Genomic DNA, 12,966 nt, shown 5'->3' with positions numbered 1-12,966 from the left:
CCTATATTCGGATATCAATCTGCTTGTGTTCAATCTTCTTACTGCCCTCGGACTTACTATCTTGCTTAGTCGTATTATCTTCGATTGGCTGCTCCTCAGGAATAGTACCGATCTCATTCTCTTGCTTTTCATTTCGCACAGTCTGACCCATCGTATCTTTTATTTTGTCGTACGCTTTACTAATATTTTTGTCTAACATGGTTATTTTCGCATCAATTTCATTGCTGGCGTGAAGTTTGCTTTTGACTGTTGTCGATTCTAAATTCTCCTTCATCATGGATAGACTCCGAATATCATCAGGGGAATCAACGACTTTATTCTCCAGAAAAAAACGATCTTTTCGCACATCATTTTTAAGGTTTTGGGATTCCCGCTCCATTTGGCCCTTCGTTTTATTCATCGTTTTTACAGTATCAAAGGCCACACCGATTTTTATTGCAATATCCATCTTTGTATCATCTTTAGCATCATTATTCTTATCCGCTTTATCGGAATCTTTCTGTTGTTTGCTCAATTGCTCTGCTCTTATTTGGCTGATTTGCGCCTCAATTTGTTGGATTTGATCACGAATCGCTGTCGTTCTTTCCATACGTATTTTCTCATCGAGGTTTTTGTTTTGATTGACCTTTTCAATTTGTTCATTTAGTTTAGTCGTTTGTTCCATTAAGTCTTTTATTCGTTTATCAAATGCGTTTGTTGTAGCTTTTGCAACACTGGAATGCTGCAGCGGTGACGAATTAAGTGAGGAATTGCTAGAAATTCGGTTCACAAGTATGACTCCTCTTCAAGGTTATATATTTCTACTATCGGTATACCCACTGGATTTTTATAGTAGAAATAGACTCGCATCTGGAAAATAATTAAATAATGCACCCACCTAAAGCGCATTTCCCGATTGCTGCATCCAAAGACATAGATAAGAAAAACCGGAATAAATCTGCGGCGGCAGTCTTATTCCGGCTTGTCGTTTTGTTCCTTACCTGATGCTTTCATGTCATTGATCGGCATCCCCTGAACATCACCCAGCATAGCTTTGGCGATTGTTAGAAAATCCTCACATCCGATCTCGAAATGACCAAAGCGGAATTGATACCCCCAATTTCGGTTCCCTCGAGTGAAGCTAAGCTGGTTCAATAGGTCAATAATCTTCACTTCTTCACAGTTAGAATACCGGATATTCCGACGATAGGGTACAAAGGTATCCGACATCTGATATTCATAAACCCTATCATCGGCTACCTGACCAATCGCGGTAAAGGCTTGCAGCGGCTCTCCCTTTGCCATATCAATTCGAGGAGAATAGTAGATGAGCCAGTCGCCAGGATGCATCCTCCTTAAAGGTGCGGACTTACCATGACAAAGCTGAGCGAACCCACCCTGTACGCCCATTCTGACATGGGAAGCGGAAACGACACCGACCCAGTAGCGCCTTTGCTCGTGTATTAATTCTTCTGCCATGTTTCCACTCCTACTCGCAGCCTTACGTGTTACTTTCTATCTCCTTTTTCAAACGGTCCTTCTGCTGCAGGTGGTGACGGTAGTGCATCTCGACGAACATAAACCATTCTTTTGCATGTAACGCACCGAATCGAGGATGGAGGGCGGTATGCTGCAAATCTGCCTTTTCAAGCGTCGGCTCGATCTCCCTCATTCGGTTCAGTACAGCGTTCAGTCCTTCGACGAGCTGCTCTTTGCTTTGGGGCTGCTCAGGCGTGTATTGCGGTGAGGGCGGAACTTGAATACGCACAGGCGGCAAGCCTCCTTGATCAAATATCGCTTTCCCCGTCTCTGTTTTTTCCCCTGTAGAAACAACAGAGTCCTCACTTGGTATCATGCAATGATCCACATTACGAAGCTGCATGTAAAGAGAAGAGTTAATCAGATGCAGGTACATTTGTCCAAGCGACCATTCGTTCTCAATCTGCTGATACCTCAACTGCTCCATACTAAAGCTATCTAATTCTTGAAGGTAATGTTCCGTAATTTCTTCAAAATGCTGCAGGGATTCGGTTGTATTCATAGGCTTGTGAACAGCTCCTTTTCTTCATCTGTTCTTACTATACAAAAATGCTACTGACAACAGTATGTCAGTAGCATTTAAACATCTTTTCAGCTTCATCACGAACCTGAATTCGCAGCGATTCAGGCTCAAGCACCACGACATTCGCTCCCCAGCCGAGCACCCAATGCAGCAAATCCTCAGGCTGACGGACACGAAACGTTACATGCAAGCCATCCTCATGTTCCTCGAAAGCTTCCATGAAGAAGTTGTTGGATTCCTTCACTTTATCCGCGATATGTGGGTGTACTTGAATACGCACAAGTACCTGCCGATCATCTACAGGCTTGTGATCCAGCAAATTAAAATCAGATGGAAACGTGAAAAGGTCTTCCAGAACGGTCAAATCGCTCATTCGAGATAATCGGAAATGGCGAAGCTCCTGCCGCAGATCACATCGTGCTATCAATACCCATGATCCCCGAACAAGCACAAGTCCATAAGGAGCAGCAGTACGAATGCTATGACGATTCCCATCCGCCTCAGGCATGCTTTTGGAGTAATGGAACCTTACCTTCTGCTCCTCCAATATCGCATGGCGCAAGGCTTCTAAGTATTCTTTCTCTTGTCCGCTAATACGTGCATCACCTACAGCCAGCAGTCTCATGGTCGTACGCACCCTGGATGTCTCTTGGCGAACACTCTTCGGTAAAATGGCTTCGATTTTCTCTCTGGAACTTTGCGCCTTCATGCCATAACCGGTGTCAAATTTTTGTTCGACAAAGTCCGTGCCAATCAGCAGCGCCACGGCCTCTTCCACCGTGAAGCTTAGCGGCGGTAAAAAGTACCCCTCCATTAAGTAGTAGCCTAGCCCAGGTGTGCCAACAATCGGAACGCCTGCCTCGCTAAGAGCTTGAATATCTCGATATATAGTTCTCGTACTCGTTTCAAAACCAGCTGCCAGATCTTCCGCTCTTAACCCTCCCTTGCGCTGCAGCTCAAGTACGATGGCTAATAAACGATCGGTTTTGTTCATGCTTGCCGCATCCTCTCTGATAAGATCGAATCTTACGATCAAATCTAGACTGTTTATATGGCTCAACACTAAAATAAGTGCTGGATAATGCGAAGCATGGTGCGTAGAAGCCCGCTGCGCGGACGGATCATTCTTACGATCGCTGTTGTCTCCCTATTTCTTGATTCTATCCCTCAGGGGTAGAAATACGGAGACAAAGGCGACCGCTATCGCTTCTTCAGAACGATTCCGTCCGCTTCGCTAGGTACTTCGTGATGGCTAGCACACTGATTATGATTTAGAGCCGTTTATATTATAACATTGCTTCAACCCATGAATAATAGGAGCATAAAATGCACCCCGCGTCAGAACCTTATGCAGCTCTTTACTCAATTTTCAATAACCGATAGTGGTAATTATTAGCATGCTTATGATAAATTAATAATGAAACTTAGTTTCATTAAATGAAATTCATGGAGGTCTTATGATGGATTTTTCATTTTGTGGCATTGATCATATTCAATTAGCAGCTCCTGAAGGCTGTGAAGATGAAGCGAGAAGATTTTTCTCGGAACTATTAGGCTGGACAGAACTGCCCAAACCCGAAAACCTGAGAAAACGCGGCGGTGTTTGGTTTCAGTGTGGCAATCATCAAGTACATATAGGGGTTCAAAAGGATTTCAATCCTGCCACAAAGGCACATCCAGCGTTTGCTGTCCTCCACTTAGAGCATTTACGTGATTACTTGCTGACCAACCATATACAAGTAATGGATGACGATGCACGACAGGATGAGGGCGTCAAACGTTTCTATTTAAATGACCCCTTCGGTAATCGCCTTGAATTTCTTGAATGGCGGCTGCAAGGGAAATCCCCGCATTGTTGACCAAGACATCCACTTTACCGTAAGTCTTAAGTGCATTATGATTATCAAGGGGAATTTCTCCGTTACTTGTGATTTATTCACATAAGAAGAAAGGTTGACAACGACATCCATGAATTTAACTTCAAGTATTAGCAAGAAACAAACAGTCAAAGAGCCTCTACCCATCTCTATACTCTCTCTTACCGTAGGTGCCTTTGCGATTGGAATGACTGAATTTGTCATCATGGGTCTTCTGCCCAATGTGGCTGATGATCTACATGTTAGTATTTCATCGGCAGGACAACTCATTACCATGTACGCTCTGGGAGTAGCGATCGGCGCTCCCATACTAACGATTCTCACCCACCGAATTCCGCAAAAGAAGCTGCTATGTCTGCTCATGGGACTATTCATTCTCGGTAATGGAATTTCTGTAATCGCTCCGAACTATGCCGTTCTTATGGCAGCTCGTATGATTACGGCATTAACTCACGGTACTTTCTTCGGAGTTGGAGCCGTCATCGCCTCCAATCTTGTACGTCCGGACAAACGTGCCGGGGCCGTGTCCATTATGATGGCGGGTCTAACCATTGCCAATATCATCGGGGTTCCTCTGGGTACATTTATCGGACAAAACATGGGGTGGAGAGCTTCGTTTGGTGCGATTGCAATTATGGGGGTTATAGCACTAATCGGTATATTTATCTTCATTCCGCAATTAAGGCAAGACAAGCCAGCCAGTATTGCACAGCAAATTACTGCTCTCATCCGGCCCAAGCTGATGCTATACCTGCTGATGGGCGCATTAAGCAATGCTGGTCTATTCGCCGTATTTACTTATATCACTCCGCTGCTTGAGCAAGTGACTGGTTTTGCCGAGCACCGTGTAACCTGGATTCTGGTCTTGTTCGGCTGTGGTGTAACGATCGGGAATATCGTTGGCGGGAAGCTTGCAGACTGGAAGCTGATGCCCTCGCTGCTGGGACTTTATTTTACGACATGTGCCATTCTTACGCTCTTTACCTTTACGGTTCATAGTCCAATGGCTGCTGTGTTGACCATTTTTCTGTGGGGGACTACTTCCTTCGCGGTGATGCCTGGGCTTCAAGTACGGGTTATGAGTCTAGCTAAGTCAGCGCCAGCACTTGCCTCTACCGCTACTCATTCGGCTGGTAATCTGGGAAATGCAGCTGGTGCCTTCATTGGCGGATGGGTCATTACTCATCTAAGCCTAACCTCCCTCCCTTGGGTTGGAGCCCTGCTTGTTGGGCTTGGCCTAAGCATCGGAATAGCCTGTTACATTGTGGAACGCAGGAACGCCGTGGCATAATTCTAAAAATATGATTCATCAGCAAAGATCCCAGCTCTACTCTGAGCTGGGATCTTTGCGTCTTGACGCCGCTATCTTGGTCCAAATAAAAAGAGACATTTCATAATAAAATGTCTCTCAATGTCTCTACCCCTGAGAATGCTCAACTAGCTTAGTCTTTGTACACTTCCACGCCGTTAAGAACGAGTCTATGCGTAATGACGGCATTCAAGGAGTCGGATACCGAACAGTACTTCTCCGTTCCCAGCTCGATCGCTTTCCATATTCGGTAATCCGGAATATCTCCGTCCACCTTGAAGGTTAGCTCGATGGAGGCAAATCCTTTTGGAGCTTCTTCCTTGCGGACTCCGTCTGCAATAATTTCAATCTGCTTGATTGAAGGCAGGAATTTCTCCAGAATCAACGTAATGTCCATACCGATACAGCCAGCCAAACTCGCCACTAACAGCTCGATTGGTGAAGCTCCGTTGCCCTCTCCTCCCCAAGCAGGTGTTGCGTCCATGTTGATTGTATAGCCAGAAGGCCCTGTCGATTGAAAAAACTTTTTGCCTTGCCATTTTGTTGTTACCTGCATAATAAAACCCACTTTCTTTCTCTTTAATTGTTATATAAATGACAAGCGGTATACCGATCCTCAGAAATCTGCTGCCATTCAGGCTGGATGGTGCGGCATTGCGGCATGGCATGCGGACAACGGGTATGAAATACGCATCCGGAAGGCGGATTACGTGGACTTGGGACTTCTCCCGAGAGCACGATTCTCTCGCTTCTTTTATCTGGATCGGACTGCGGAATAGCCGAGATAAGGGCTTGTGTATACGGATGAAGCGGCTTCGAGAATAACGCCTCCGTGGGCCCGACCTCCATCATTTTGCCTAAATACATGACTCCCACATGATCGCTAATATACCGAACAACGGATAAGTCATGAGAAACGAATAAATACGTGAGGGATAGACGGCTCTGCAAATCCTGCAGTAAAGTCAGGACTTGCGCTTGAATCGATACATCCAGCGCTGATACAGGCTCATCGAATACGATGAATTTGGGCTCCAGAATGAGTGCCCTTGCAATGCCGACTCGCTGACGCTGTCCGCCTGACAATTCATACGGAAACCGAAGAGCATGCTGCGGCGTTAAACCGACAACCTCCAGGATGTGATCCACTTTTTCCGTGATGGCTTGAGCAGGCAAGCTATAATGCGTGCGCAAGGGCTCCTCCAAAGTACGGCGAATGGTCCATTTGGGGTCCAGCGAACCATACGGATCTTGAAACACAATCTGCATATCTGTTTTAAGCTTCCTCATTGGTTCAGCACCCAGTTCCGTGATGTCTGTTCCGTTGAAGAATATGCTTCCGGACGTCGGCTCAATTAAGCGCAGCAGGGTTTTACCGAGCGTTGTTTTTCCTGAGCCAGATTCGCCTACGATAGCAAAAGTTTCCCCTTTATCAATGGTGAGGGAAATGCCATCCACCGCCTTGGCCGTCCCGCTCACGCGACCGAATAACCCTTTCTTCACGGGATAATGTTTTTTTAAATCCTTTATCTCGAGAATAGGCTTCATTCGAATCCCTCCCTATAGAGATGGCATTTGCACCTGTGACCGCTGCCGAAATCATATAGCGCAGGCTCGGTAATATCGCAGGCATCCATTCTAGAAGGGCATCGAACCGCAAAGCGGCATCCAGCGGTATATTCCGTAGGATGGGGAACTTGTCCGGAGATCGCCTGCAATCGATTCTCTTTACCTGTGAATTGAGGCATAGAATTCAGTAAGCCAGCTGTATAAGGATGCTTAGGCTCCTTAAACAGTGTCTTCACATCCCCCTGTTCAACAATTTGACCGGCATACATAATAGAGACCCGATCACAAATTTCAGCTACTACACCTAGATCATGAGTAATAAGAATAATTGCCGTTCCCCGCTCCTGCTGGAGTTTCCTCATCAGGTCAAGAATTTGGGCCTGAATCGTAACGTCCAATGCCGTCGTCGGTTCATCAGCGATCAGTACCTCCGGATTCGAGGCCATAGCCATAGCAATCATTACCCGCTGGCGCATTCCCCCAGATAGCTGATGTGGATAAACGTCCACAATTTGCTCGGGCGAGGATATTCCCACCTCGCCCAGCAGTCCGATGGTTTCCTTCTGAGCTGCTCGCTTGCTCTTCTTCGTATGCTGGCGAATCGCTTCTCGAACTTGATGGCCGATCTTAAATACCGGATTCAAGGCGGTCATCGGCTCCTGGAAGATGATAGAGATTCGATTGCCGCGAACCTTTTGCATCTGGGATTCAGACATCTCAAGCAAGCTCTGCCCGTTCAGACGTATATCACCTTCCACGACCCGCGCCTGACCTTTGGGCAGCAATCGCATAACGGATAAGGAGGTCACACTTTTCCCGCTCCCTGATTCCCCAACGATTCCATGTGTTTGACCCGGCTCAATGTCCAAGCTGATGCCGCTCACCACCCGAATCGGCCCCGAAGGACCCGCGAATTCGATAGATAATTGATCGATTTCCAAAAGCTTCGTCATAGCTGCCTCCTACAGAAGAGATAAAAGTAGGTAAGACCCCCGTGCCACTCGGGGGTCTTCTCCTTATTTGTACAGTGAGCTGAAACGAATGATCTCGTCCGGGTAGAAGATATACCCTTTCACATCCTTGTTCAAGCCAGCAATCAAATTACTTTCGTAAAGGTATGCCCACGGAGAATCAGCCGTAACCTGCTTCTGAACTTGTTTGTACAGCTCCGTCCGCTTCGCCTCATCTGGCTCTACATTCGCTTTTGCCAACAAATCATCGACAACCTTGCTGGAATAGCCGGTGTAGTTGGAAGCGCCTTTGCTATCTAAGAGAAATCCATAATGGTAAGAAGGGTCGTTCACAAGCGACGTATATTTGCCTAGATAAGCTGCCGCTGCTTTCTTATTAATCAGCTCGCGATATTGTGCAGGTGCTACTTTATTAATGTTCAGTGTCACTCCGATTTTCTCAAGCTCTGCTTTAAGCAGAACTGCGATATCTTCATAATCCTGAGTAGAAGAGTTCACAGTAAGATCGAAGGTAAAGCCTTTCTCGTAGCCCGCTTCTTTCAGAAGGGCTTTGGCTTTATTCAAATCATAGCTGTATTCATAGCCTTCGGAAGTAAAGGCTGGTGATTTGCTCGAAATCGAGCTTTTCAGCGGAGATGCTTGACCATACACAACGTCCTTGATCAGCTTCTGTTGATCAATCACGTAATTAATGGCTTGTCTTACTTTCAACTGGTCGAACGGTTTGAATTTCGCATTCATTCCCAAGTAAACGATTCGGTTCGAGGACTCTGAGCTAATCGTCAGGTTATCCTTCTTCGAAAGGCTCTCTACATCCTTCGCTGGGATATCAAGAGCGACGTCAACGTCTCCTTTTTCAAGGAATAATTCACGGTTGGAAGCTTCCGCTACGAACTTCACAATGATTTTGTCGACTTTCGGAGCGCCCTTCCAGTAGTTCTTGTTAGCTACGAATACCGCTTCGGTAGCTGGATCCCACTTCTCCAACGTAAAAGCACCAGAGCCTGCGGAGTGCTGGGTCAAGTAATCTTCCGGGTTCTTCTTGGCAACGGAAGGATCAACGATCGAGAACGAAAAGGTCGCCAGATATTTCAGGAACAAGTGATTCGGACTTCCAAGCTTGAATTCAACGGTCTTATCATCGATTTTGGTTACCGATTTCAGGTTCGCAAGCGTGTATAGAGATCCGCCTTCACCTTTGGTCTGAACCCGCTCGAACGAATATACAACCGCATCAGCATTAACAGGCTCGCCGCTTTGAAATTTCACGCCATCACGAAGGACAAATGTGTACGTCTTAAGATCATCGGACACCTTCCATGACTCAGCTAGAGAAGGAACGATTTGATCCGTACGGCCCAATGTCTTGCCGTCTTTCTCTTCCGTTCCGCTAGTTACCAATTGATCATACAAGGCAAAAGCATAGGAAGCAGAGGTTAAATCGCCTGCATCATGCGGATCCATTGTTTGTCCAGCACCCTGCGAGTAAGCGATCGTAATTGTTTTTCCCGCTGCAGGTTTAGAGGTGTCTGGTGTATTCGTTTGCGTCTCACCAGTGGTGCTTGGGCTTGTGTTTTCCTTTGGATTCGAGCTCTTGGCGCAGCCGGATAGAAGCAGCACAACCAATAGGGCAGAAATAAAGATAAAATACTTTTGTTGTTTCATAGCGTCCACTCCCAATGTAAGTTATAGGTTATCTATCTCTGTTCCTTCTTGGAGGAGCGTCCATGCGGATCAAGAGCATCGCGCAGTCCGTCCCCCAGCAAAATAAAACCGAATATCGTTGAAGCGATTGCGATGCCGGGAAATACCGTCATCCACCATTCGCCTGAAATAATATAATCCCGTCCATAGGAGATCATGGCTCCCCATTCAGCAGTCGGAGGCCTTACCCCCAGACCGATAAAGCTAAGGCTGGACGTCGTTAATACGGCAGAACCTAGCCCAAGCGTAATTTGCACGATTAAAGGGGCAAATGCATTGGGCAGGACATGCTGAAAGAGAATCGATTTATTCCGTACACCAATGGCTCTACTGGCTTCGATAAATTCCTTTTCCTTAATGACGACGGTCTGTCCATACATCAAGCGTGCAAATTCCGGAATGGCCACAATTCCGACCGCAAGCAGTGCGCCGAGCAGCCCAGGCCCTATCGATGCCGCAAGCGCCATGGCTAAGATTAGAGATGGAAAAGCCAGCAGTGTGTCCATCACACGCATGATGAGATTGCCAACTTTCCCTCCGAAATAGCCAGCAATAGCGCCAAGCGGAACCCCAACGGCACAAGCAATACCGACCGATACGATGCCTGTCCATACCGTCACCCGCGCACCGTAGAGAATACGGCTAAGAATGTCCCGTCCAAAATTATCAGTGCCAAACCAATGAGCCATATTCGGCGGCAGCAGCTTGTCTTCCGTTCGTATCTCGTTTGGCCCGTATGGCGCAATCCATGGAGCCAGCAGCGCCAGCACGATCCATAACAGAACGAAGACCAGACCGACGAACACTAGCCGTCTTCGTATTATTTTCCTCAAGAAGACGCGAATTGACTTCCCTATCGACCTATTCATATCTCACCCGAGGATCGAGCACCCCATAAAGCAATTCAACTGTGAGATTTAAAAAGCCATACAATACCGCGCTAATGAGCGTCATCGCTTGAATAGGCGCATAGTCTGCGGAGAGAATCGATTCCGTTACGTAATTGCCGACTCCCGGCCACACAAAGATCGTCTCCGTTATGACGGCTCCTCCGAGCAGATAACCAAATTGAAGGCCAATTACCGTTAACGTTGGAATCAAGGAGTTAATGAGACCATGCTTGTAAATGACAGCTCGCTCTGACAACCCTTTTGCCCTAGCTGTTCTCATGAAGTCCTGCCGGATGACCTCAAGCATGCTCGCTCGGATCATTTTCGTCACGATTGCCATTGTCCCCATACTCAGGCAGAATGCGGGCAGCAAGAGATGAAGGAGAGAATCCTTCAGCGCAACCAAGTCCCAACTAAGCAAGCTGTCCAGCACATACAAACCCGTTATATGAGTTGGAGGATTAATACTCGCGCTAATACGACCTATTGGTGCGGGCAGCCAGCCCAGCTTCGAATAAAACAACGTAATTAACAGCAGCCCCAGCCAAAAGATCGGAACCGAAGAACCTAGGAACGAGAGAACACGGGCGATATGGTCAAAAATAGAATTTTGCCGAGATGCCGCAATAATGCCCAGTGGCAAAGCTACGATCAAAGCAATCGCCATGCTGGCAAATGTAAGCTCTAACGTGGCAGGGAAGCGTGAAATAAAGTCTGCAGCCACAGAGTGTCCCGTATGCCAAGCAAATCCGAAGTCTCCCCTGATTAGCTGCTTGAGGTAGTCCCAGAACTGAACAAGCAGCGGTTGATTAAACCCGTATTGCTCTCGAACCTTTTCTACGAACTCCGGTAGGGCTTGTTCTCCCGTTATCATCAGGGCGGGATCACCCGGCAGTACCCTAGTCAGGATGAAGGTGATCATGATAATTCCGGCGACGCTTGGAACCATCATGGCTATACGTCTCAACACATACGTCAGCATCTCACATCATCCTCTCCTATACGTACCGTTGTCATATGCCTAACAATCCAAAAAATTCAAAACGAACCGTTTCTGCAGCCATTTGTTCTACCGTTCGCTCAGCCAAATCCGAATTTGGAGGTACAGGCCCGAACAGCCACCTTGCTACGATTCCTTCGATAAGACTCACCAGCAGCGCCGCACGCATATGCAAGTCTATCGTATCCGGCAGCATCCCGAGCTCCATTGCACGCTCGATATTGGATTTGAACGCTTCTTCCATCTCGATGCGAGTTTCCCGAAATGCGTTACGAATCGCCTCTTCTTCTCCATTACCTGTGAGCAGCAGCTCCATAAAATATCGATTCTCCTGCGCGAATCGGAAGATGTCAGCCAACAGACGCTGCGAGCCCGTAACCATATCCTGAACAGAACCGCCTTCACTGCGATAACCTTTTCTTATAACTTCAAGCAACCGCTCCCTTCCGGACTGAATAATTTCAAGCGCAACAACTTCCTTGCTCTTGAAATACCAGTAGAACGTTCCTTGCGCCACGCCTGCCTGATTAACGATATCCGAGATTTTCGTGTTCTGGTAACCGTATTTGGCAAAGCGCTCAACTGCGATTTCCAGTAACTGCGTCTTTCTCAAATCCCGTTGAGTAGGCTGATTCATGCTTGCGATGATAATCACCTCTTCCAGATTGACTGGTCAGTCAATTATATTTTTATATCTTATCGGTTTAGTCGGTTTTTGTCAACAAGCTACCTCAATAACAAATGCTAACTGCTCCAGCTGCATGTATGTGACCACCTTTAGTTTTACTTATGTATGTGTAAATAAAAACAAGTGATGAAGTAAATAACTATTCATACACTGGAGGTTTTTCGTATGCATACGAGTAGAGTGGTTGTGATTACAGGCGGAGCTAGTGGAATTGGTCGGGAAACATGCTTGAAATTCGCAAGAGAAGGCGATCGAGTCGTGGTAGCCGATTATAATGAGACAGGCGGACAAGAGACGGTTCAACTCATAAAAAATGCAGGCGGAGAAGCCGTATTCATTCGAGTGGACGTTTCTAAACAACAAGAAGTTGAGAAGCTTGTAGATAAAGCGGTCGAAATCTATGATGGAATCGACGTCATGTTTAATAATGCTGGTATTGGCGGAGCAGGACCTGTGCTGACACAAAACATGGACTTGTATCATCGGACGATCAACATCAATCAACATGGCGTTGCCTATGGGATCATGGCTGCTGGTAACAAGATGAAGGATCTCGGTATCAAAGGCGTCATTATTAACACAGCCTCTGTCTTCGGTTTCCTAGCTTCACCAGGTACATTCGCTTACCATGCGACGAAGGGTGCTGTCATCATGATGAGTAAATCAGCTGCACTTGAGCTATCGCCTTACGGTATTCGCGTAGTTGCAGTGGCGCCTGGAGCCGTCGATACCCCTATCATTCAAGGCTTTAAAGATAACGGCTTGCTTAATAAAATGCGCGCCAACGTAATGGGCGGGGAATTGACCAAGCCTGAGTCGGTTGCCAACACCGTGTACCTCATATCTCTAAAAGATGCTGAAGCAATTAACGGTAGTGTTGTGATGGCAGATCAAGGCTATGCTTCTTTTAAATAACT

The 12,966-nt window shown here is 46.7% G+C and carries 14 protein-coding genes; 3 read left to right on the top strand and 11 right to left on the bottom strand.

Annotation, left to right across the window (positions count from 1 at the left end):
* Position 1: 1 nt before the first annotated feature.
* The 4 genes from EKN16_RS23880 to EKN16_RS23865 all read right to left on the bottom strand — a co-directional run bounded on the left by EKN16_RS23880 (position 2) and on the right by EKN16_RS23865 (position 3,035).
* Positions 2-769, bottom strand: a complete 768-nt coding sequence (locus EKN16_RS23880; protein WP_164522966.1) for a FlxA-like family protein — start codon at positions 767-769, stop codon at positions 2-4.
* Between the two features lie 182 nt (positions 770-951).
* Entirely contained in the window at positions 952-1,458 is a 507-nt protein-coding gene (locus tag EKN16_RS23875) for an EVE domain-containing protein (protein ID WP_125663017.1), read from the bottom strand.
* Between the two features lie 22 nt (positions 1,459-1,480).
* Positions 1,481-2,020, bottom strand: coding sequence for a DinB family protein (locus EKN16_RS23870; RefSeq protein WP_125663015.1), 540 nt, complete (start codon positions 2,018-2,020; stop codon positions 1,481-1,483).
* A 67-nt stretch (positions 2,021-2,087) separates the two neighbouring features.
* Positions 2,088-3,035 (bottom strand): helix-turn-helix transcriptional regulator, encoded by a 948-nt coding sequence (locus EKN16_RS23865; protein ID WP_125663013.1) that lies wholly within the window; start codon positions 3,033-3,035, stop codon positions 2,088-2,090.
* A 466-nt stretch (positions 3,036-3,501) separates the two neighbouring features.
* Here EKN16_RS23865 and EKN16_RS23860 point away from each other — a divergent pair, with 466 nt between their 5' ends.
* Both EKN16_RS23860 and EKN16_RS23855 read left to right on the top strand, forming a co-directional pair.
* Positions 3,502-3,900, top strand: coding sequence for a VOC family protein (locus EKN16_RS23860; protein WP_125666607.1), 399 nt, complete (start codon positions 3,502-3,504; stop codon positions 3,898-3,900).
* A gap of 109 nt (positions 3,901-4,009) precedes the next feature.
* A complete protein-coding gene (locus EKN16_RS23855; protein ID WP_125663011.1) occupies positions 4,010-5,209 on the top strand; it encodes an MFS transporter in 1,200 nt (399 codons plus the stop codon).
* Positions 5,210-5,360: 151 nt separating this feature from the next.
* On the opposite strand, the gene EKN16_RS23850 is transcribed toward EKN16_RS23855, so the two are convergent.
* The 7 genes from EKN16_RS23850 to EKN16_RS23820 form a co-directional block, all read right to left on the bottom strand.
* Positions 5,361-5,783, bottom strand: a complete 423-nt coding sequence (locus tag EKN16_RS23850) for an OsmC family protein (protein ID WP_125663009.1) — start codon at positions 5,781-5,783, stop codon at positions 5,361-5,363.
* Positions 5,784-5,806: 23 nt separating this feature from the next.
* Positions 5,807-6,775 (bottom strand): ABC transporter ATP-binding protein, encoded by a 969-nt coding sequence (locus EKN16_RS23845; RefSeq protein WP_125663007.1) that lies wholly within the window; start codon positions 6,773-6,775, stop codon positions 5,807-5,809.
* Complete coding sequence (locus tag EKN16_RS23840) at positions 6,772-7,749, bottom strand: ABC transporter ATP-binding protein (RefSeq protein WP_125663006.1); 978 nt, start codon at positions 7,747-7,749, stop codon at positions 6,772-6,774. The genes EKN16_RS23845 and EKN16_RS23840 overlap by 4 nt, the downstream gene beginning before the upstream one ends.
* Before the next feature lie 63 nt (positions 7,750-7,812).
* Complete coding sequence (locus EKN16_RS23835) at positions 7,813-9,432, bottom strand: ABC transporter substrate-binding protein (RefSeq protein WP_125663004.1); 1,620 nt, start codon at positions 9,430-9,432, stop codon at positions 7,813-7,815.
* A 32-nt stretch (positions 9,433-9,464) separates the two neighbouring features.
* Positions 9,465-10,340 carry an ABC transporter permease gene (locus tag EKN16_RS23830; protein ID WP_125663002.1) on the bottom strand — a complete coding sequence of 292 codons (876 nt, stop codon included), beginning with the start codon at positions 10,338-10,340 and terminating at the stop codon, positions 9,465-9,467.
* Positions 10,333-11,343 (bottom strand): ABC transporter permease, encoded by a 1,011-nt coding sequence (locus EKN16_RS23825; RefSeq protein ID WP_125663000.1) that lies wholly within the window; start codon positions 11,341-11,343, stop codon positions 10,333-10,335. The genes EKN16_RS23830 and EKN16_RS23825 overlap by 8 nt, the downstream gene beginning before the upstream one ends.
* A 31-nt stretch (positions 11,344-11,374) precedes the next feature.
* The gene (locus EKN16_RS23820; protein ID WP_164522965.1) at positions 11,375-11,998 is read right to left on the bottom strand and encodes a TetR/AcrR family transcriptional regulator; all 624 of its coding nucleotides are present in this window, start codon (positions 11,996-11,998) and stop codon (positions 11,375-11,377) included.
* Between the two features lie 216 nt (positions 11,999-12,214).
* Between EKN16_RS23820 and EKN16_RS23815 the strand changes: the two genes are divergently transcribed.
* On the top strand, positions 12,215-12,964 hold the full coding sequence (locus EKN16_RS23815) for an SDR family NAD(P)-dependent oxidoreductase (protein WP_125662998.1): 750 nt from the start codon (positions 12,215-12,217) through the stop codon (positions 12,962-12,964).
* Positions 12,965-12,966: the final 2 nt, after the last annotated feature.

Origin of the sequence: Paenibacillus baekrokdamisoli (genome assembly GCF_003945345.1) — a bacterium.
Lineage (GTDB): Bacteria > Bacillota > Bacilli > Paenibacillales > Paenibacillaceae > Paenibacillus_Z > Paenibacillus_Z baekrokdamisoli.
This window is presented reverse-complemented; position numbering and strand designations above follow the sequence as displayed.